Source organism: Paenibacillus solani (assembly GCF_001277345.1).
Taxonomy (GTDB): Bacteria; Bacillota; Bacilli; order Paenibacillales; family Paenibacillaceae; genus Paenibacillus_AQ; species Paenibacillus_AQ solani.
The window spans coordinates 302,555-322,694 of the sequence record NZ_LIUT01000003.1; the positions used below are offsets into that span (position 1 = coordinate 302,555).

The window sequence follows — 20,140 nt, forward strand, 5'->3', positions numbered from 1 at the left end:
CATTACCTCTCCATCCTACCCCACAGGTTAAGCATTCGTCCAAGATACAAAGACTATAGCATTAATAGGTTTAGATTCTTAGGGTGTCATCTTCCTGATCAGAAATGACACATTAGTTCCTTTACCCGGTGCGCTATCGATTTTGAGCCCTTGGCCGTAGGCTTGTTTCAAGCGTCGATCTGTGTTCATCAGGCCCACTTTCTTATCAGAGTGTTGTCCGCTCCCCAGAATCAATCGGAGTTTCTCAGGATCGGTTCCGACTCCATTATCCGAAATGGTGACCCTTACTGCTTCACCTTCACTTGTAATGCTGATGGTAACAGCTCCTCCCACGGTACGCGCCAGTATCCCATGGACCACCGCATTCTCCACAATCGTCTGCATGGCAAGAGGTGGAATCCCCCACTGCTGGAGGGCAACTTGATCCGAAATATGCCAATGGACACGCAGTCGTTCGCCAAATCGCTCGCCCTCGATATACAAATAGGAACGCACTAATTCAAGCTCCTGCTCGAGTGGTATAAATCGCTGCAAATTGCTCACATCGTAGCTGGCTCTTAAATAATGACTAAACCGTTCCAACAGCATAATCATCCGAGAAGGATCAATCTCGCTAAGTGAAGCGATTGAATTCAAGGTGTTGTGTAAGAAATGCGGCTGGATCTGGGCCTGGAGCCAAGCGGCTTCCATATGTAAACGTTCCTTCGTGGACCGCTTGAGCTCAAGCAGCGCCCGGACCCTTGTTTTTAACTCCAAATGATCCACCGGCTTTATTAAATAATCGTTCGCTCCTGCATTGAACCCCATATGAATGTCCGCAGGCCGGTTTCTTGCCGTCAGCAGCAGAATTGGAAGCTCGGATAACATATACCTTTCCCGGACCTTCTGTGACAGCTCATACCCCGACATTTGAGGCATCATTACGTCGGATATAATGACATCCCATTCCCCTTGATCCAACTGACGCAGAACCTCCTCAGCCCGGGTAACCGCCATAATCTGGTATCCTTCGCCTGACAGTAAATGATGGATGATCTCCAAATTTACAGGATCGTCGTCCACGATGAGTAATTTCCCTAGCGGGGGATCGGTAGGCGCTACTATCTCGGTATTATCATGTTCATTTCTAGCATCGTATTCATATCGCGTCATACTATCTTTCGAAGAAACGGAAATGGAAGTAGCCGCAATCAGCTTCAGGGGATCGGACTTCACCTGAATCATCGTATCATCCACCTTCAGTGTGAAAGTAAACGAGCTTCCCTGTCCCGGCGTGGACGTCACGGATATCTCTTCTCCATGCAGCTCTACAAGCTGCTTACAGATACTCAGTCCTAACCCCAAACCACCATCCGCCGAGGCATCATGGGAATCTCCATGCTCATAGGGGGAGAAGATTCGCCCTAGTGTCCTTTCATCCATCCCCATTCCTGTATCTCGAACATGTATGTACCCCCTTCCATCGACAACGTCGGCAGTCACCCAAACCCTGCCTGACTCCGTATACTTGATTGCATTATGAACCAAGTTGAATATGATCTGAATCAAACGATTCTCATCTGCTACAACCCGGGGAAATTCATTCGGGATCTCGCATACAAGCTCGATCTGCTTACCTTTTGCCATCGGTTCAAGCAGTCCCATCACGCTCTGGACAGTAGATTGGAGATGAATGCTCCCTACGTTCAGACGGATCCTCTTTTCCTTCAATAACGATATATCCAGCAAATCATCCAGCAACAAGGACATTCGCCGTCCAATGCCCGTGATTAATTCAAGCTGATTTCGGTCCTCTTGCTGCAACCTTTCTCCTTTACGATCCAATAGGGTTTGTGCCATATTAATCATGCCGTGCAGCGGATTACGCAGCTCATGGGACATATTCGCCAGAAACTCGTCCTTCATCTTATCGGCCCGCTGTAACTGCTCAGCCTGCTCCTTCAACACAACGGTGTTTCGGGTAAAGCGGATAAACCAGAAGGAAGCAAAACCAAGAAATGCAATGATTAAGTCAAATGGATAGTAGGGCAGTTCCTTAAAAAATCGAAATCTTAAAACACCACTAATCATGATGTTGCAAGATACCGCGACAGCAGATAACAAGATAAATATAGCGGCTTCCTTTCGCTCACTGACCGCTTTCTTGGCCAATGACGGTAGAAACAGCACCGAACTAATGAACACAACAGACAAGAATTTAGAGAGATGCACCATCAAATGAACTGGCATAAGCAAATAGATACCCGCATAGGAAATCACAAAAAACGTATAAGCCCGGTAGAAGCCTTCCCTAATTTGGGGCTGTAGTAAATGCTTGGTGCACAGAATCAAACATAAACATATCGCGATGTAGGATACAACTCGGATCTTCACCGCCCATTCGTAATTGATCATAGGCAGCCATTCTAGCAGCAGCTTATCATCATCTCCGAGCGTAGCTATAAGCGTTGACAGAATAAGGCAGGCAAAATAAAAAAGGCCCTTGTTCCGATAACCAATCAAATACAAGATGAGGACATACATTACATGAAGCAGCAGCACAATGCATACCAATAATTGCATGTTCTCCGAGAAGGCTTTCCCCTTCATAACAGCTTCGGCCGTTCCAAAGTTAATCGGCAGCCGAATTCCGCCCGAATCGGGATATTGATAGTTGCTCACTTCCAGAGCGATATCCAGCTCATTACCGGCAGCCGGAGGAAAAATCTGTACATAAGGAACAATTCTTGAGACATGGCTCTCCGGCGAAGCGGATGGATGCCCTGATTCGTGCAATAAATCGCCATTTACATATAATCGATAGGCAGTCCGAATATCGGAGATCCACATGCCGTATGACACGTTCATATCCGGCAAGCGTATCTTTAAACGGTAGGTACCATATCCGAATAAACTGCCATTTTCATTGACATTCTTCCAGGGACCCGGAACTTGAATGGCATTCAAATCGGGGGAGAACTGTCCCTCCTGCTCCTGGCTCATCCATTGATCCGGGTAAAAGTTCCATTCTCCATTTAAAGCCACCATGCTACGGGAATCTGCCAGCCATTCCCGCAGATCCAATACTCCTTGCTCGATTGAGACTTGCTTAGGTATTGTGATTGTCTTAAACCATACATAGCGTAACGAAATGAGGATGATGATAAATAATAAAGTAATCACAAGCAATCTTTTGCCAGAGATTGGTTTCGATTTAGCATGGACAAGGGTCGACAATAATAACAGTCCTTTATATCATATTGGAATCATGAACTGCACGATCTAGATGTCCATTATTTTACATGAGCGTCGAACTGTTGTCTGTCCTTTTTTAATAGATTCGTATCCCATAATCGTATGCTTACGCATATGCCGGTAAAGTCGCTAAAGTATGGCCAGAGCGGTGCAGCGACTCGTACGGATATAATTCGGTAGCCGATACGTTCTTAACCGTATAGTAAGCGTAGAATTTCCTTTTCCCGGAGGCTTCATATAACCAGGAGAAAAAGTCGAATATTGAATCGTCCACCCACTTTTCATCGTATTTAATTAAGGAGCGTAAATAAGAGATTTGGAGCTTCACATCTCCTTCCCACATAAAAATAAATGTATTGATTTCCGAATTTTTCCTGAGCAAAAAATGGGCTGTATGTTTATCCAACAAATATTTGTCCTCATTACATAGAAATACTGGCCCTTCGTCCGTAGCGACGATGCCGATCCGCATGCCATTGAAGTGAAGATAGAAGCCCCTGCAATGCTGTTCGCCCTTCCCTGCATCCAGCTCCACTTCCCGAAATGTTCCAAGTTCGAGCCCCATGGCTTTATGCAGCGAAGATTCCTTAAATCTTCGAATGAATTTCATAATCGAAATATACCTCCCGATACATCTGTTTCATTCTCAAGTATAGGCGGCATTCCTCTACAATTTCTGAACAAGCCGGTAAAGCCGTCTGCCCGGTCCATATCATCACATAAAAAAAGAGCATCGGATGAACATCCGATGCCTGCATGCCCTATGACCGAGCAGTTAATTATTCACGTTGTCGATTGAACTCCTGCACTCCATTCTTCGTACCATTTCTTGATATAAGGATTTGGCTCCTCTTCCATCTCTTCCTGGAGCACTTGGGATAAGAGAATGTATTGGCGATGCACCTGACCAGGATTATCCTGCAAGTTGTATATTTTCATCAGCGAAAAATAGGACCTCTCTTCAAGCGGATGCAATCTTTGTATCGAGGAGTAGCAGAGCAGAGCTTCATCGAAGCGTTCCTGATCCGCATACCACTCCGCCATAGAAAACGAAACACTTAACCATAACTCTTTTAACCGCTGTCGTTCTCCTTCAGCCCACCAATAATCATACTCCTGCAGGTAGTCTCCCGTGTACAGCTTAAGCATTTCCGTATGCCGCTCCATTAAATCGGCCGTTATGGCAGAATTCGAAGTGAACCAATTCTCCCATTCCTCGGTGTCGAGCTCCACATCCTCCATATTCAGAACATAGCCCTCCCGCGTATTGGTGATCTGGAACCGCGAGTTATAGGGCTCTAATGTTTTTCGGATATGGTAGATTGCGGTATAGAGCTGGGGATATGCCTTGTCCATATCAAATTCAGGCCACAACATATCGATCAAGGCCGCCTTGCGAACGAGCTGCCCTCTGTGTTGGAGCAAATAAATGAATACCTCCTGAGCCCGGGTTGTCCGCCAATGAAGCATGGCGAATTGCCCTGGCTCATTCGGCTGCTCAATCATAACCTGGCGAAACATCGTCATTCGGATTTTGCGATTGGGCTCGATGGTTACTTCCGGCTTGGATACAATGCGGCTTCGCAGCCGTTCCATCGTCTTGGCCAACCGGTCAAGCTGAACAGGCTTTACGATATAGTCTACGGCGTTTAACTCAAACGCTGTCACCGCATACTCATGATATCCCGTCACAAAGACAATACAGAGATGGGGTTTCTGTTCCAGCAGCTGCTCTGCCAGTTCGATGCCGTTCAATTCAGGTAAACTGATATCTAAAAATACGATGTCCACATTCCTAGCGAGAATCTCGTTTCTTCCTTCGAAGGGATTCGTATATGTACCGATTACGTCGATCGACATGGTATTCAGTTTTAACAGCTGACGTTCTAAATACTTCAGGGCCAACGGTTCGTCATCTACAAGAATTACCTTCATCATATAACTCCTTGGATTGGAAAAATACGGTCACCCTTAACTATATTGATTCATGTGCCTAGTTGCAACAATCAAGAGGCTATAGATAACAATATACTCTTGAATTTATCCTTGAAAAACTCATAATTCCAAGTATAATACTTGGTATATAACTTTGGTAGTCTTTTTAAGGGGGCATTTTAAGTTGAAACATCGTGATACTGAACTGACATCATTGTCCCTCGATGATTATCTGGATATTCTCAATTTGGCTATTCATTTGGGAGATCAAGAATGGCAGGCAGACATCATTCGAACGCTGCATCATAGGACAGAACCGGGTTACCGGGAACCAGCCAAACCGGGGGAATGTACGGAACAGGAGCTGTGGCAATGTGTGGATCAGATCAATGATCGCATGCTTGCTCTATACAAAGAACTGAAATCAACAGATGACCAAGAGACACAGCGGAAGCTGCTCGATCAGATGTGGGAACTTAAAATTGCACGCGTTGAAGTCTTTCGAAAAATATGCTCGATCTATCAATAATAAACAAGACGCTGTTCCTTAGGGAATAACGTCTTGTTTGTTTATCGGATAATATTTGCAATATATGAAACTATAAATCCAGATAGTAAGCTATAAACTCATCATCTTTTACATACCCCTCGGATTCATACAGCCTCTGAGCTGCCAGATTATGATGCTGTGTGGACAGATTCAGCCCCTTAGCTCCGGTCTGTATAGCGTTCATTCGCGCTTGATGAAGCAGTTTCCTTCCGATGCCGCGCCCGCGATATTTGGCATCCACGTATAAATCATTCAATATCCACAGCTTGGACATCGATAGCGACGAGAGGGTTGGATATAATTGTAGAAATCCTGCGGGGACCGAGAGTCCGTGTTGCTTCCAATCCGCTAGATAAATAACGGAATCCCGCCGGATCAATCTCTCCTTGATATATCGCTCAGCCCGGAGCATATCATCGTCCCGCTCATAGAATTGCCGATACTGATTAAACAAGGCGGCTGCCTTGCCCAGATCCTTGAGTTCCGCTTGATATATATGAACCTCTGCTGCCATATCGCCCACACCCTTCTCCCCTGCTGGTAGAACCTTACCCAAGTGTACCGGATGAGGCGCAGGGGGAGGAATACAGAATGACATCAATAGTTTGCACTTATCACCATCTATACAATCGAAGCTCTATCTATTACCCTTGATGGTATTTCGCTCTGTACTCGTCCTCCAGCATGCTCATTATAATCGAGTCATAATAACGATGCTCGTAATACAAGGCGTCACGCTGAACCCCCTCACGCTTAAAGCCAACCTTCTCGTATGCCTTGATTGCACGCTGGTTAAAGTCAAACACCTGCAGCTCAATACGATGAAGATTGAGGTTTCCGTAAGCATATTCCAGCAAAAGCCTCATGGCATCGGGCCCATACCCCATACCGAGATGCTCATCCGAACCAATAGCTATCCGCATATTTGCATTTCGATTAACGTAATCGATGTCCTGCAGAGCAATGTCACCAATGATCTGGTCATCGTCTGATAAAGCAATCAACAGCAGCATCGTATCCGGACTACCCGACTTGTCTTCAATATACCGCCTAACGCCATCGATTGTAAAAGCTTGCCGTGTTCCGGTCAGCCTTCGTATTTCCGGATGAAACAGCTTTTCATAATATCCTGCAGTGTCCTCTGGACCAAAAGGGCGCAAGTAAAGCCGTTCGCCTTCCAGAAACCGCACGGGTTTCGTATTCCGTTGAGCAGAGTTCATTCGATATAACCTCCCGTATCCTCTGTAACTCATTTTTCCTTATACTATAACTAAGTTACCCTCAGGTGTTTCAGCACTTAAATTGCACGGCCTACAATGACCAGATCCCGCTTGATTCCATCCAGCTCCGCAACAGCCGGGAGCAGTCCCCACTGCTCAAATCCAAACTTCTTCAGCAGTTTGAGACTCGGCTCATTATGGCCGAATATAAATCCGACCAGATTGTGAATGTGAAGCCTCGGGCATTCCTCGATAGCTCTCTGAATTAAGATGCTCCCAGCCCCAGTGCCGCGGTATTTCTCGTTTACATATATACTGATCTCAGCAGTGCCGTTATAAGCCGCTCGTCCATAAAAGGACTGAAAGCTCATCCAGGCAACCATCCCGTCTTCGGACCGCATAACCCATAGCGGACGATGGTCGCTCTGATGTTCTTCAAACCAGCGTATACGGCTTTCAACCGTAACAGGCTCCAGATCGGCTGTGACTTTTCTGCTGGAAATCGTTGAATTGTAAATGTCCACAATGGCCGGCAAATCCTCTTTGACGGCGTACTCAATATGATATGGATGTGTCACCATGACCTTACCTCCGAATAGATGCGTAATTTTCCTATGAGAACTATTGTACAAGGGGTGACGGAAAAACGCTTCTATTTTTCACAGATGATCTTCATGAATGAAGGAATTCTGCACATATTAGGAGCAGACTTTACTTACACGACTGAACGCGATACTCTTACATTGACGGGCTTAAGGCCGTCTTGGGTTAAAGAAAGGAATGAACAGAATGAACGAACGATTGCTAAGTTTACTCCAATCCATGAAAGCTCAGGGCTGGGATCATGTACTTATTACAGACCCTAAGCATGTTTATTATTTGACCGGGTTTGCGAGCGACCCGCATGAGCGCTTTTTGGGACTGCTCCTCTCCACTGCGAATGATCCAGTCCTAATTGTACCCGCTTTGGATAGAGAAGCGGCTGAGGCTGCTTCAACGGTTAAGCATATTGTCGCGCATCAGGACACGGATAACCCTTACCTATTGCTTCAGCAGCAAATTCAGGGTACCGCAGGTACGCTGGCCGTGGAGAAGGACCAGCTGTCGGTCACTCGTTATGAGCAGCTGCAGCAGCATGTTAAGTCAGAACAGGTCGAGGATGTAGGGGATGTGCTTCGCGGACTCCGAATTCGAAAATCCGCCGAGGAAGTGAGCATCATTAAACATGCTGTGCGGCTGGTTGAAGATGTGCTGACTCAAGGGCTGGCCCAAGTAAAAATCGGTGTTAGCGAAATCGAACTTGTCGCCGAGCTGGAGTATTTGATGAAGAAACTGGGCGCTGATGCTCCCTCCTTCGCCACTATGGTTTTATCCGGTCCCAACACCGCCCTGCCTCACGGTGTTCCCGGTACCCGCCGGATTGAAGCAGGGGATCTGCTCATGTTCGATCTTGGGGTATATGCGGGCGGTTATGCATCGGATATCACGCGTACGTTTGCCGTCGGCGAGCTGAAGTCGGAAGCGGTCAGCATCTATGAGACGGTTCTCGCTGCAAATCTGGCCGGCATCCAGGCTGTAAAGCCTGGCGTAACCTACGGGTCGATTGACCGGGCAGCACGCAAAGTGATTGATGATGCAGGATATGGCGCTGCGTTTGTGCACCGCCTCGGACATGGTCTTGGCATGGATGTTCATGAATATCCGTCCGTCCATGGACTGAACGAGGAAATACTGCAGCCCGGAGCCGTGTTCACCATCGAACCGGGTATTTATCTCCCAGGCGTAGGTGGCGTGAGGATTGAGGATGATGTCCTCGTAACCGACCATGGCGTTGAGGTCCTGACCTCGTTCCCGAAAGAACTGACCACCATCGGATAATTGAACCCACCATGATAAAAAGCCCGGGCCGTTCTTATAACGGAATCCGGGCTTTTGCTTTTGTCATCTATCTGATTAATGCTGTCATTGTACTGATTAAGAGATGGTAATTTGCAGTTGATTCATATGCAAAAGAGCCATCTACCGGCAGTAATCATGCCTTCAAGATGGCTCTCTTGGTTGTGCTTTTTAGGTCTGCACCATGTCCAGTTCAATATGGTCGTCGTTGTACACGTCTTTATCCACTTCATTCATGACTTTGCCAGTAATCACGCCAGCTGTCATGGAATCATTCACATTCAGGGCGGTCCGTCCCATATCGATCAATGGCTCGACAGAGATCAGTAGACCCGCCAAGGCAACTGGCAAGTTCATCGTGGACAGCACGATGAGCGATGCGAAGGTTGCTCCGCCTCCAACGCCCGCCACGCCGAAGGAGCTGATCATCACGACTACTATCAAGGTTAGGATGAACGACCAGGAGGTCGGGTCCACATTGGCTGTCGGCGCGATCATGACTGCCAGCATAGCCGGATAAATCCCCGCGCAGCCGTTCTGTCCGATCGTGGCGCCAAACGTAGCCGAGAGGTTTGCGATGCCTTCTGAGACGCCCAGTTTCTTATTCTGAGTCTGTACGTTTAACGGAATGGTAGCCGCACTCGAGCGGGATGTAAAGGCGAAGGTCAGCGTCGGGAATACCTTTTTCACGTATTTAAGCGGGTTGAAACCGAATATCGCAAGCAGCACAAGATGGATAATGAACATCACAATTAAGGCCACATAGGAAGCTAGAACGAAATCAATCAAATTGATGATGACCGCAAGGTCGGTGGTGGCAATCGTTTTGGCCATAAGCGCCAGGATACCGTAAGGTGTCAGACGCAGCACCAGCGTGACGATACGCATAACGACGCCATAGACTGCATTGATCATGTTGCGGAACGTCTCCGCCTGTTCCTTGTTCTTCCGGTCCAAGCCGAGCACCGCAATCCCGACAAAAGCCGAGAATATGACGACCGCAATCGTTGACGTTCTACGTGCTCCGGTCATATCAGCGAACGGATTGCTCGGAATGAAATCAAGGATTTGCTGCGGTAAGGTGCGGTCCTGAACATCTCCCAGCCGCTCCTGCAGCAGAGCGCCTTGCTGCTCTTCGGCAGCGCCGCCCTGGATATTCACAGCGGATAAATCGAAAGCCAGTGCGGTTGTAATTCCGACCGCAGCAGCGATCGCCGTTGTAAGAAGCAGTACCGTGATAATGAGTCCGCTCATTTTGCCCAGATTACGACCGCCCTTAAGCTTCATAATAGCTGATATGATCGATACCATGATAAGGGGAATGACCATCATTTGCAGCAGCCTGACGTACCCGTATCCAATCAGATTAAACCAATCGGTGGATTTCACCACTACATCCGAGGTCGAAGTGTAGATGAGCTGAAGCGCCACGCCGAACAATACACCCAAACCCAGCCCGGCAAACACGCGTTTCGTAAACGAGTAATGCTTTTTCTGCATCCAGTACAGAATACCGACTAACAGAAAGAGAACAAGAACATTGATGATAACCCAAAGCGTTTCCATCCTCATAAATCCTCCTATTCTTCAAAAAAGGATATGCTGCCTCATCCTGATGTCATAAGTGCGCTAATATGTAGTCATTTCCATTTAGCCGCCCACTCTAAACATTACATTACCCGTTTGACGTGTAATTCCTACCGGAACTGTTGTTTTTGTGTGTATATTTATTATATGGATGGGATTACCCGGTATATTCTTCGTTTATCGTATCAAGTGTGCGACAAGAGCAGAACCAGATAAATCAATATGACCGTTTCGATGAGCTCATTCAATGCGCCGTAAGTATCCCCCGTCAATCCGCCAAGTCTTCGGCTCATTCGGCCAGCCGCCAAACTTCCCGCAGCCCAAGCAATGAACGGTATTATCAGGCCTCCTCCCCCTATCCACCAACTCTTGGGCGAGAAGCCTGTGATTACATTCCAGCCTAAAATGACCAGCGTTAACAGGAGCGCCATTACGCCTGCCAGCAATCTCTTTCTCCCGGTCAGTCCGTGAAATAGAGCAGCAAGCCCCTCGCTCCCCCGTGCCATGGGAAAGCGATACATGGCATGAACCATAAACCAGCGGCTCCAGATTGGAGCGAGCATCAGGAGCATAACTTCTTGTCTCCATGTTCCACCAGCTAATTCCCATACCGACATGATCAAGGACGTCTTTAGGAGAAGCAGCAGTACACAGGCGATAACGCCCATCGCCCCAACGCGGCTATCCTTCATGATCTCCAGCATCCGTTCACGTGAACGATAGCTCAGCAATGCATCAGCGCTGTCCATCCAGCCATCGAGGTGCAGCCCACCCGTCAAGGCTACCCATACCACCAGCATGATGACTGCGGCTGGAAAGGAAGGCAGCACAAAGCTTAGGCCCAGTCCCAATCCTACAACAATAAAACCTATGACCGCCCCCACCAATGGATAAAAAATGACGCTCCGCTGTTGAACTTCCGGCGTAAAAGGAACCTCCCTTCTAATCGGAAGCCTGGATAAAAATTGAAAAGCGGCCGCAGCCGCTTCGAACATCTTGCTCATATCAGATACTCCCTGCTCTTGATTTCCATCGGGATGCCCGCAGTCACCACGAAGACCTCATCACAGACTTCGGCCAGCCTCTGGTTCATAATCCCTGCCCAGTCACGATATATTCGGCCCAAAGGATATTCCGGTACAATCCCTGAACCCACTTCGTTAGTCACCAGGATGATCATGCCCGGATAGATTTGCACCGCCCTTGCCAATCTGCCGATTTGAAGTCTCAACCGTTCTTCCATGGCAGCCGTTCCCTCGGGTTCGGCCTGCAGCAGCACATTCGAGAGCCATAGGGTAAGGCAGTCCACAACCACCGCAGGTGCATTAGATCGAGACTCACCCTCGCCAAGCGTATCCAGTAGTTCTGGCAGAGCAACAGGCTCCTCCACAGTCTCCCAAGCATAGGCCGAATCATGCCGGCGGTCTTGATGAATTCGGATCCGTTCCCGCATCTCATCGTCATAGGCTTGCGCTGTCGCCACATACATGCCGGAATCGGCCCGCTTCATGCACAGCTTCTCCGCGAATGAACTCTTCCCGCTTCTCGCCCCCCCGGTTACCAACACACTTCCTTGTTGACTCATACGGCTCCTCCACTAATTCCGGCACTCTCAAACGTCGCCATCTCACTCATAATTCTGCACGCTGCTTCTACTAAATGCAGACACAGCACCCCGCCTGTCCCTTCTCCAAGACGCATATCCATTTGCAGCATTGGATGAAGACCCAGCTCTTCGAGCAAGAGTACATGAGCCTGCTCATGCGACACATGGGAAGCGATCATGTAGGACAAGGCCTCTGGGCAGATGGATTTGGCTACCAGGGCAGCCGCACTCGATATAAACCCGTCAATCAATACTGGACACCCGTGGGCTGCCGCGCCAAGAATAAGTCCAGCCAAGCCGCCGATTTCATATCCTCCAACCTTGGCCAGCACATCGATTGGATCTTCGGCTTGTGGCGCATTGACTTGTATGGCCTGTTCAACTACTTGAATCTTATGGCTTAGCCGCTCATCGGTTACGCCAGTTCCGCGACCTACGACCTCGGATGGCTGCCTACCTGACAGTACCGAGAAAATAGCTGCACTAGGGGTCGTATTTCCGATCCCCATCTCTCCGGTCACGAACAATTGCGTACCTTGCGACACAAGCTCTGCCGCCACCTCTGCTCCTGTAACTAGAGATTGGAGCGCTTCTTCACGCGTCATAGCGGGGCCTTTGACCATATTAGCTGTACCTCTGCCAATATTACGGGACAGGAGCTTCTCATGGTTCAGCTCGGTCGCTACGCCGATATCCACACAATGAACGTCTGCTCCCGCTTGACGGGCGAGCACATTAACGGCAGCCCCTCCATTTAGAAAATTTATGACCATCTGAGGTGTCACCTCAGCCGGGAACGCGCTGATTCCTTCTTCGCAGACTCCGTGGTCTCCAGCCATGACGACAACCGATTTTTTGGCCAGCGTAGGTTTCATTTGCCCCGTAATTCCGGCTAACTGGATGGCGAGCGATTCCAGCTTGCCCAAGCTCCCCGGAGGCTTCGTCAATGTATCCAAATAAGCGGCTGTTTCGGCCTGTACTTTTGTATTCAACGGTTTAATGTCAGACGTGATGCGATGCAAAGTATCCATCATGTCATTGATGTTATTGGTCAATGAAACGATCCCCTTCCTCTTCTGCCTCCATCTTACATCCCGGGTCGATATGCGGCAATCCCCCTGCGTAGGATGCACGATTCGCTGTTAACAATACCTGCGGTGCTCCATTCTCGGGATGGGTCACAATGGCGGGCTCTACCCGAAAAATCCGGCGGATATAAGCAGCAGTCAGCACCTCCTCCGGCGTTCCGATCCCTGCGATCTTACCCTGGTCGAGCACCAGCAGCTTATCGCAGAATTGCGCTGCCAGATTCAGGTCATGCAGTACGCTGATCACCGTTATACCGGACGTGTTCCGCCACTCTGCCACCATATCCATGAACTGAAGCTGATAGCGGATATCCAGGTAGGTTGTCGGTTCATCCAACATCAGCAGTGAAGGCTCCTGAACCATGATCTTGCCAAGAGCGACACGCTGACGCTGTCCGCCGCTTAACTCGGTAAGCCGCCGTTCCTCCAGACCGTTAAGGTCCAGCTTTTTGATGATAGCTTCGATAAGCGGCTCCGCATCCTTCTCCTCGCGGCCCAGCCAATTCAGGAACGGGAATCGTCCCATCTCCAGTACCTCACGGACCGTAAAATCCGTGGGCTCCAGACCTTCCTGCTGAAGCACCGCTACGATCCGTGCTAATGCTTTTCGGCCATAACTCCCAAGCTCCCTGCCCAGGAGGGTAACATTTCCTTCCGTAGGGCTCTCCACACCGGATAGCAGCTGCATGAGGGTGGACTTACCACTTCCGTTCGGACCAATGATTCCCCACCATTCTCCTTCGCCAATATGAAGGTCCATTCCTGCGAGAATAGGCATTTTGCCATACGCTTTGCCAAGTCCGCGGGCTGTGATCATGTTAACGCCTCCCTGCGCCGTTTTTTGTTCCGGTACAGCAGATACGCAAAGAACGGAGCACCGATAAACGCCGTCACTACCCCCAGCGGGATTTCCATTGGAGCCAGCACGGACCTTGCCGCCGTATCGCACCAGACCATGAATATGGCTCCACCCAAAGCCGATAGCGGAACAATGACGCGGTAATCGGAGCCGGTAATCAAGCGGATCATATGCGGCACAACCAGTCCTACGAACCCAATAACGCCGGATACCGACACAGCTGCAGCGGCAAGCAGGGTTGCAACGATCAGCACACTGGTTTTCAGCCGATCCACATTTACTCCCATATGAGCGGCCTGCCGTTCTCCTAGCGACAAAATATTAAGCGCCCGCGACCTGCTCCATAAGTATATAAAACCTGCGATAAAATACGGGAAAAGGATGGCCGTATACGACCATCCACGCATGCTCAGGCTCCCCATGGTCCAATAAAGGATCTGGTTTACCGTATCTTTGGACATTACAGTTAGAAACGAAACCACCGCGCCCAGAAACGACTGCATTACGACGCCCGACAGGATCAACCCATGGATGGGCAGCTTTCCTTGATCCCTCGCTAGCAGAAGAACGACCCACAGAGTCCCTGCCCCGGTGAGAAACGCTACAAGCGGCAGCGTATAGCCTCCGGCAAAGGAGTATTCCATTCCGTAAAAAATAAGAGATGCCGCCCCAAGAGCAGCACCCGAGGATACACCAAGCGTGAACGGATCCGCCAGCGGATTTCGTAATACGCCCTGAAAAGCGGCTCCGGCAATCGCCAGGGAGGCTCCTACGAGCATCCCCAGCAATATGCGCGGCAATCTGACCTTCATTAAGATTTGCTCGGATGAAGCTTCCCAGTTCGGAACGATGGAATCGCCGATGCCCGGCAGCCGGTGCAGCAGCATCGCCCCAATCTCTCTCACAGGCAGGTGCACAGAACCGATTCCGAGACTGACAACCAAGGTTAACAGTAATAGGATCAGGCCGGCCGCACCGAATCCTGCAAGTTTTTTACTCATGGATTCATCAGTTCCGGATAAACAGCCTTCGCTACTTCAATCAGTCCTTGTGTCACACGGGGACCTGGACGGCTCAGCAGGTTGGCATCCACCGCAATTACCTGATCGTTCTTAATGGCTTCGATCTGATCCCAGCCGCCGCGCTCTTTAATCAATTGGTCCAATGTTTTTTTGGTTGCTTCATCCACAACATCATCCGTATACAGAATGACATCCGGGTTCGCTGCAATTATATTTTCCTCGCTGATTTCAAACCAGCCTTCCGTATCTCCGGCTGCGTTGATACCACCGGCAAGATTGATGATCTCATCCATAAACTCGCCTTTACCGACGGTCCAGCCTGGAGAGAATTCCACATATACTTTCTTCTTATCTTCATCCTTCACGGATTTCACAGCTTCAGTTACACTGTCCAGTTCCTGCTTCATCTGGTCAACAACCGATTTAGCCTCCGCTTGGCGATCTGTAATCTGGCCAATTAATTCAATGTTCTCCATAACCGCATCGACGGTTTTCGGATCATTAACAAACAAGGTAACGCCAAGCTCACGCAATTTCTCGGCATTTTGGGCATTGATCGAAGCAGCAAATACAACATCGGCATCAGCTGCGATAATCGCCTCTTCATTTACTTGGTACCCGCCGAGTTTAGGCTTGGATTTAGCAGCTTCCGGATAATCATCGTTGTCCGATACGCCTACAATCTCATCATCCAGTCCGAGTGCAAACAGTTTCTCCGTCTCGGACGGTGCCAGGGACGCGATTTTGGCCGGTGCTTGCTCAAACGTCATTTCAACTCCGGTTGAATCGGTAACGGTTAATGGATACGTCGTTTTAAGTTCTGCACTGGAATCAGCAGGCTCTTCGTTTGTCTGCGCTTCCTGTTGTGCCGGCGGTGTTGTTTCTTTTGGTGCAGCTTCCTTGTCCCCACAACCAACCAAGGCCAGGGCCATCAGTATGGCTACCAGAAGTATGGACCATGTTTTGTTTAATGCTTTCATCTCTTGAAATCCTCCTAGAACATAATTGAGAACCTGGCGCATTGTATCTAAATTCCTTCGACCGATCCTTACCTGGGAAGAAAACATCAATTGTCATACTCCAAAGAAGCAAAAATCCCTGATTCCTCGTTTAGAAGGACTCAGGGATTACGTTTTAATATAAGGTCATCTGGATGATCATTCACAGATAGCGCCTTAAACTTCCGCCCACACATACTGTGCGGGTCAGGCAAACGTAATCCTCTCCTCGAAGGACCGTCATTCATTTGTCGAGGGCAGGTCTCCTGACTTGCAGGCTGTAACGACTTCTCCGCCTTCCCAAGCGCTATCGCTCAGTGGCATATGGAGAAGTCCCTGCTTCACAGTGGCGGGACCGTGCCGGACTTGCACCGGCTTCCCTATTAACCCGGCAGAAGACTTACGCCCTCTGTACGGGACCCTCGCAAAACTTATGAATTTATGTATATTCGGCCAAGCATGGTTTCTCTGCCCAAGATTATAGGCGATAAACCCTTCGCTTACAACTGAAAGTTTCGTTCAATTCAAATGTATAATGATACCGATTTATCCTGTTATCGTCCATTCCGAACCGATATCATACAATTTCATTTATTCGCTTAACCGTACGCCTTGCCACTGTTGTCCATCCCATGTCAACTGCAGCGTGAGCGCCTCGCCTGGGGACACCGATGTCGCCCAAAATTCCGTATGCGGAAGGGTTGCTGCAACGATCTGCCGGATAACGCCACCATGCGTGACCACCAGCACTTCAGGTTCCGCCCGCTGTGTACCCAGACCATAATATAATCCTGTCAAGAATGCCTGAACCCGAGAGCGGAATGCCTCCCAGCTCTCTCCATTCGGCGGCGTGACCTCAGCAGGATTATCAATCCAGCGGCGATAAGAGAGATCCGACTTCAAATCTTCATATGTGTTCCCTTCCCAATCTCCGAAATCGAGCTCGCGCAGCCGCAGATCATACTCCACGCCCGGTATAAACTCGCCTGGAACTTCTTCATTGGGAACAGCTGCTAAGTTGGAGTCCGACAGGATCACGTTCAACGTCTGCCTGCATCGCAGGAGATCACTGCAATAGATCCGGGCAAATCCCTTGGCAAAATACCTCCCCCGCAGAGGGAGAAGCTGCTGTCTTCCTTCCATCAGGATCCCCTGATCCTCGTGACCGAGATAACGGCGTTCCTCGTTCCACAACGTACGGCCATGACGGACCAGATGCAGAATAATCCTCATATCCATAGCCTTCCTCCTGCTGCGGCAATACCCCCAAGCGCAGCGGTCCCCAGTATCGTAAACAGTACCGAAACGCCCAGCAGCAGCCGGTTTGTCATCCGAATATCCTCCGCTTCAAGCGGACGTTCGGGATCGCCCAAATAGGCCCGAAATGACAGAACACCCTGATAGGAATTCTCGCCCCCCAGACGGATGCCTAAGGCACCGGCAACGGCTGATTCCGGGAAGCCGCTGTTCGGACTGGGGTGCTTGCGCGCATCCCTTCTGATGATCTTGATCGCTTTTTTCCATTGGAGTGACAACATCGCAGCCACGATGGTCAACAGCCCAGCGGTCAAACGAGCCGGTATCCAGTTGGCGAGATCGTCCAGGCGGGCGGATGCCCAGCCGATATGTTGGTACTTCTCGTTTTTATAACCAACCATGGAGTCAAGCGTGTTCACGGCCCGATAGGCCATCGCTAGCGGTGCTCCCCCGATCATGGCAAAAAACAGCGAAGCGATAACCGCATCCACGATATTCTCTGCCACCGTCTCCACCGTTCCCCGCACAATCTCCGGCTCATCCAGATGGCCGGTGTCTCTCCCGACCACCATGCTGAGCGCCTGCCGGGCCTCCGCGATGCGGCCTGCTCGAAGATGACTGTAGACCTCCAGTCCGGCTTCACGCAGCCCCTTGATAGCAATCGTAGTCGCAATAAGCACGATCTCAACTCCCCACGCAAGCCATGGATGAATCGCTGCACACAGCTCCAGCAGCAGCCATGCCAGCGCGAAGGAGCCGCCGACTACGATCACCGGCAGCAGAATACCCGCTCGCTTCTGTCCCTGTTCAGTCTTCGTCCAGTGGCGTATCCCGGCTTCAACTCGGCGAATGACTTTCCCCATGCCAATAACGGGATGGGGGAGCCATCTCGGATCCCCGATCAGCAAGTCCAGCACGACCGCTGCCCAAATGACCCACACGACGGTCATACCCGGTCCTCTCTATCGGAGACGATGCTTTCCGTGACACTCTCGTAGACAAGACGACCGATCATGCCGCCAAGATCGGTCGCAGTACCGGCATAATGATGGTTCACGCCATACGCTGTATTGCCGCTGACTCCCAGGACCATCGCGTCCGTCGTCGTTCCGGTCGCAAGGGCCCCGGTTTCATGATCTAACACGTTCAAATCATGTAGCGCTGCGGCCTTCGCTTCCGTCGCCGTCAGAACAGCATTCAGCATGCAGCCGGGTGTTAACATCCCATCGATCATCAATATGATATTGATTGTGCCCGGCTGGTAAGCAGCGAAGGTCGTGCGGCTCGCCCCTGCGCGGGCCGCGTTGCCTACACCGGCGGTGGTGCAGCATAGAATGGACGCTTGCTCACACCGCTCCTCACGAATGGAAGTGTACTTCAGCTTCACCGCTGTCATCAATCCCGCTGAAGATTCATCCGGATAGCCGTGAGCAGCCATAAAGTTAGACATATCGTTTATCGGGTCACTGCAATCGTAATGCTTGTCCACATAACGGTTCACGATATGGTCCAACTGGACAAATCCACCGCCATATATGGCGCTGCTTATGGACGCAGCCCGTCCGGGTAACGATATCCGGATATGCGGCTGTTCCAGCTCCGATTCCAGAGACACCACCGCTTCGGGCCACGCCATTGAACGATACAGGCGATTCCTGCTGTTCAGAAAAGGTACTGCCATGTTCCTCTCTCCCTACTCTCTATAAGCTAAATTCCTCTGTTCCCGAACATCTTGAGTTGACGTCGATTGCTTAGGTTGCGTCTGCTAAAGAAATTCCAAGAACCTCCGATATGATGACAAGCAGCCTGCCGTTAGCATCGGCATCCTTTACGGCTAACCGGATATGACGCTCACCTAGTCCCGGATACATGGCACAGCTGCGGACAAGTACTCCGCGGATACCCATCTCCTTCTGAAATGTTTCGGCAGTCCATGGCTGGGGCAGCTCGATAAGCAGAAAATTGGCCTCCCCCGGCGTAACGTCAAGCCCTAGCTCACGTAACCCCCGTATAAGCTGCTCGCGTTCTGCCCCAATCAATTGCAACGTATGCTGCTCGTATTCCCTTCCGCTGCCAAGACAAGCCTCTCCCGCAAGCAGCGCCAGACCATTAACGCTCCAGGTAACCTGCTTACCCGCCATCTTGCGTATCACATTAGGATGCGCAACTGTATACCCCAGACGCAGACCCGGAATCGCATAAAACTTGGTCATCGATCGGACAATAATCGTCCGTGAATAGTTCTGAAGCTCCGGCATCAGTGTCTGTCTGTCTTCAAGTGGAATGAAATCGATAAAGGCTTCATCCAGCACCAACCAGGTCCCTTCCTCCTCTGCGCATGCCGCGAATTCGCGAATATCTTCAAGACTGTACTGAACGCCGTTCGGATTGTTGGGCTGTCCCAAAAACAAGAGGTCCGTGCGAGCCAACAATTTCAGCACATCCGCCTTGTCCGCACGCCAGTCCTGCTCAGGATGACCACATACAGAGCAGATATCCGAACCGAATTTTGAAGACAACTCACGGTATTCGGAAAAGCACGGGTCGACCACGCCGACCTTTCCTGGCTGCAGGCCCATCAGCAGCAGCGCCATGCACTCTGCCGCTCCGTTGCCAACAAGAATGCACTGCGTATCGGTATCCAGCTCTGCTGCCAATCGCTCCTTAAAATTGCGGTGTCCCGGATCTGGATAACGTATGACGGCACTCATCCCCTCTTGTAAGGCCGTCACCACTCCTGGCGGCGGCCCGAGCGGGTTAATATTGGCGCTGTAATCCAGAAAATCTCCGGCACTCCTTCCAAATGCGGCGGCGGCCGTCTCCACATCCCCTCCGTGGCCGTACACCTCAATCAAGGGTTGTTGTTTATCGTCCATAAGGGCTCCTTT

The 20,140-nt window shown here is 50.0% G+C and carries 19 protein-coding genes and 1 riboswitch; of the genes, 2 read left to right on the forward strand and 17 right to left on the reverse strand.

Features of this window, described 5'->3' with window-relative positions; translation table 11 throughout:
- Positions 1–78 precede the first annotated feature (78 nt).
- The 3 genes from AM231_RS18690 to AM231_RS18700 form a co-directional block, all read right to left on the reverse strand.
- On the reverse strand, positions 79–3,162 hold the full coding sequence (locus AM231_RS18690) for an ATP-binding protein (RefSeq protein ID WP_242615236.1): 3,084 nt from the start codon (positions 3,160–3,162) through the stop codon (positions 79–81).
- Between the two features lie 178 nt (positions 3,163–3,340).
- The gene (locus AM231_RS18695) at positions 3,341–3,844 is read right to left on the reverse strand and encodes a hypothetical protein (protein ID WP_053491813.1); all 504 of its coding nucleotides are present in this window, start codon (positions 3,842–3,844) and stop codon (positions 3,341–3,343) included.
- A 173-nt stretch (positions 3,845–4,017) separates the two neighbouring features.
- Positions 4,018–5,172, reverse strand: coding sequence for a response regulator (locus AM231_RS18700; protein WP_321178417.1), 1,155 nt, complete (start codon positions 5,170–5,172; stop codon positions 4,018–4,020).
- Between the two features lie 181 nt (positions 5,173–5,353).
- Between AM231_RS18700 and AM231_RS18705 the strand changes: the two genes are divergently transcribed.
- Entirely contained in the window at positions 5,354–5,698 is a 345-nt protein-coding gene (locus tag AM231_RS18705) for a hypothetical protein (RefSeq protein WP_054403986.1), read from the forward strand.
- A gap of 70 nt (positions 5,699–5,768) precedes the next feature.
- On the opposite strand, the gene AM231_RS18710 is transcribed toward AM231_RS18705, so the two are convergent.
- The 3 genes from AM231_RS18710 to AM231_RS18720 all read right to left on the reverse strand — a co-directional run bounded on the left by AM231_RS18710 (position 5,769) and on the right by AM231_RS18720 (position 7,520).
- The gene (locus AM231_RS18710; RefSeq protein ID WP_054404271.1) at positions 5,769–6,233 is read right to left on the reverse strand and encodes a GNAT family N-acetyltransferase; all 465 of its coding nucleotides are present in this window, start codon (positions 6,231–6,233) and stop codon (positions 5,769–5,771) included.
- A gap of 130 nt (positions 6,234–6,363) precedes the next feature.
- On the reverse strand, positions 6,364–6,939 hold the full coding sequence (locus AM231_RS18715; protein ID WP_054403987.1) for a GNAT family N-acetyltransferase: 576 nt from the start codon (positions 6,937–6,939) through the stop codon (positions 6,364–6,366).
- Positions 6,940–7,016: 77 nt separating this feature from the next.
- The gene (locus AM231_RS18720; protein ID WP_207383639.1) at positions 7,017–7,520 is read right to left on the reverse strand and encodes a GNAT family N-acetyltransferase; all 504 of its coding nucleotides are present in this window, start codon (positions 7,518–7,520) and stop codon (positions 7,017–7,019) included.
- Between the two features lie 208 nt (positions 7,521–7,728).
- On the opposite strand from AM231_RS18720, the gene AM231_RS18725 reads away from it, so the two are divergent.
- Positions 7,729–8,817: a M24 family metallopeptidase gene (locus AM231_RS18725; protein ID WP_054403988.1), complete on the forward strand. Its 1,089-nt coding sequence runs from the start codon at positions 7,729–7,731 to the stop codon at positions 8,815–8,817.
- A gap of 189 nt (positions 8,818–9,006) precedes the next feature.
- Here AM231_RS18725 and AM231_RS18730 read toward each other — a convergent pair whose 3' ends face one another.
- The 11 genes from AM231_RS18730 to AM231_RS18780 form a co-directional block, all read right to left on the reverse strand.
- Positions 9,007–10,401: an L-cystine transporter gene (locus tag AM231_RS18730; protein ID WP_053491808.1), complete on the reverse strand. Its 1,395-nt coding sequence runs from the start codon at positions 10,399–10,401 to the stop codon at positions 9,007–9,009.
- A gap of 206 nt (positions 10,402–10,607) precedes the next feature.
- Positions 10,608–11,426 carry an adenosylcobinamide-GDP ribazoletransferase gene (gene cobS, locus AM231_RS18735; RefSeq protein WP_054403989.1) on the reverse strand — a complete coding sequence of 273 codons (819 nt, stop codon included), beginning with the start codon at positions 11,424–11,426 and terminating at the stop codon, positions 10,608–10,610.
- Positions 11,423–12,007, reverse strand: a complete 585-nt coding sequence (gene cobU / locus AM231_RS18740; RefSeq protein WP_054403990.1) for a bifunctional adenosylcobinamide kinase/adenosylcobinamide-phosphate guanylyltransferase — start codon at positions 12,005–12,007, stop codon at positions 11,423–11,425. Before cobU ends, cobS begins: the two co-directional genes overlap by 4 nt.
- A complete protein-coding gene (gene cobT / locus AM231_RS18745) occupies positions 12,004–13,062 on the reverse strand; it encodes a nicotinate-nucleotide--dimethylbenzimidazole phosphoribosyltransferase (RefSeq protein WP_053494113.1) in 1,059 nt (352 codons plus the stop codon). The genes cobU and cobT overlap by 4 nt, the downstream gene beginning before the upstream one ends.
- Positions 13,063–13,072: 10 nt before the next feature.
- Positions 13,073–13,933 carry an ABC transporter ATP-binding protein gene (locus tag AM231_RS18750; RefSeq protein ID WP_082341748.1) on the reverse strand — a complete coding sequence of 287 codons (861 nt, stop codon included), beginning with the start codon at positions 13,931–13,933 and terminating at the stop codon, positions 13,073–13,075.
- On the reverse strand, positions 13,930–14,976 hold the full coding sequence (locus tag AM231_RS18755; protein ID WP_054403991.1) for a FecCD family ABC transporter permease: 1,047 nt from the start codon (positions 14,974–14,976) through the stop codon (positions 13,930–13,932). Before AM231_RS18755 ends, AM231_RS18750 begins: the two co-directional genes overlap by 4 nt.
- The gene (locus tag AM231_RS18760) at positions 14,973–15,977 is read right to left on the reverse strand and encodes an ABC transporter substrate-binding protein (protein ID WP_053491804.1); all 1,005 of its coding nucleotides are present in this window, start codon (positions 15,975–15,977) and stop codon (positions 14,973–14,975) included. The genes AM231_RS18755 and AM231_RS18760 overlap by 4 nt, the downstream gene beginning before the upstream one ends.
- Positions 15,978–16,234: 257 nt before the next feature.
- A riboswitch (cobalamin riboswitch) is annotated at positions 16,235–16,434 on the reverse strand.
- 152 nt (positions 16,435–16,586) lie between these two features.
- A complete protein-coding gene (locus tag AM231_RS18765; protein WP_054403992.1) occupies positions 16,587–17,234 on the reverse strand; it encodes a histidine phosphatase family protein in 648 nt (215 codons plus the stop codon).
- A complete protein-coding gene (cbiB, locus tag AM231_RS18770; RefSeq protein ID WP_054403993.1) occupies positions 17,225–18,202 on the reverse strand; it encodes an adenosylcobinamide-phosphate synthase CbiB in 978 nt (325 codons plus the stop codon). The genes AM231_RS18765 and cbiB overlap by 10 nt, the downstream gene beginning before the upstream one ends.
- Positions 18,199–18,933 carry an adenosylcobinamide amidohydrolase gene (locus AM231_RS18775; RefSeq protein ID WP_054403994.1) on the reverse strand — a complete coding sequence of 245 codons (735 nt, stop codon included), beginning with the start codon at positions 18,931–18,933 and terminating at the stop codon, positions 18,199–18,201. The genes cbiB and AM231_RS18775 overlap by 4 nt, the downstream gene beginning before the upstream one ends.
- Positions 18,934–19,003: 70 nt before the next feature.
- Positions 19,004–20,128, reverse strand: coding sequence for a pyridoxal phosphate-dependent aminotransferase (locus AM231_RS18780; RefSeq protein ID WP_054404272.1), 1,125 nt, complete (start codon positions 20,126–20,128; stop codon positions 19,004–19,006).
- Between the last annotated feature and the right edge of the window lie 12 nt (positions 20,129–20,140).

Excerpts from the sequence above, each read along its gene's own strand:
- AM231_RS18750 (WP_082341748.1), bottom strand. The coding sequence starts at position 13,933 with ATGATCACAGCCCGCGGACTTGGCAAAGCGTATGGCAAAATGCCTATT.
- AM231_RS18725 (WP_054403988.1), top strand. The coding sequence starts at position 7,729 with ATGAACGAACGATTGCTAAGTTTACTCCAATCCATGAAAGCTCAGGGC.
- cbiB (WP_054403993.1), bottom strand. The coding sequence starts at position 18,202 with ATGACCGTCGTGTGGGTCATTTGGGCAGCGGTCGTGCTGGACTTGCTG.
- AM231_RS18710 (WP_054404271.1), bottom strand. The coding sequence starts at position 6,233 with ATGGCAGCAGAGGTTCATATATATCAAGCGGAACTCAAGGATCTGGGC.
- AM231_RS18715 (WP_054403987.1), bottom strand. The coding sequence starts at position 6,939 with ATGAACTCTGCTCAACGGAATACGAAACCCGTGCGGTTTCTGGAAGGC.
- AM231_RS18780 (WP_054404272.1), bottom strand. The coding sequence starts at position 20,128 with ATGGACGATAAACAACAACCCTTGATTGAGGTGTACGGCCACGGAGGG.
- cobU (WP_054403990.1), bottom strand. The coding sequence starts at position 12,007 with ATGAGTCAACAAGGAAGTGTGTTGGTAACCGGGGGGGCGAGAAGCGGG.
- AM231_RS18695 (WP_053491813.1), bottom strand. The coding sequence starts at position 3,844 with ATGAAATTCATTCGAAGATTTAAGGAATCTTCGCTGCATAAAGCCATG.
- cobT (WP_053494113.1), bottom strand. The coding sequence starts at position 13,062 with ATGATGGATACTTTGCATCGCATCACGTCTGACATTAAACCGTTGAAT.
- AM231_RS18760 (WP_053491804.1), bottom strand. The coding sequence starts at position 15,977 with ATGAAAGCATTAAACAAAACATGGTCCATACTTCTGGTAGCCATACTG.
- AM231_RS18755 (WP_054403991.1), bottom strand. The coding sequence starts at position 14,976 with ATGAGTAAAAAACTTGCAGGATTCGGTGCGGCCGGCCTGATCCTATTA.
- AM231_RS18700 (WP_321178417.1), bottom strand. The coding sequence starts at position 5,172 with ATGATGAAGGTAATTCTTGTAGATGACGAACCGTTGGCCCTGAAGTAT.
- AM231_RS18765 (WP_054403992.1), bottom strand. The coding sequence starts at position 17,234 with ATGGATATGAGGATTATTCTGCATCTGGTCCGTCATGGCCGTACGTTG.
- cobS (WP_054403989.1), bottom strand. The coding sequence starts at position 11,426 with ATGAGCAAGATGTTCGAAGCGGCTGCGGCCGCTTTTCAATTTTTATCC.
- AM231_RS18775 (WP_054403994.1), bottom strand. The coding sequence starts at position 18,933 with ATGGCAGTACCTTTTCTGAACAGCAGGAATCGCCTGTATCGTTCAATG.
- AM231_RS18730 (WP_053491808.1), bottom strand. The coding sequence starts at position 10,401 with ATGGAAACGCTTTGGGTTATCATCAATGTTCTTGTTCTCTTTCTGTTA.
- AM231_RS18720 (WP_207383639.1), bottom strand. The coding sequence starts at position 7,520 with ATGGTGACACATCCATATCATATTGAGTACGCCGTCAAAGAGGATTTG.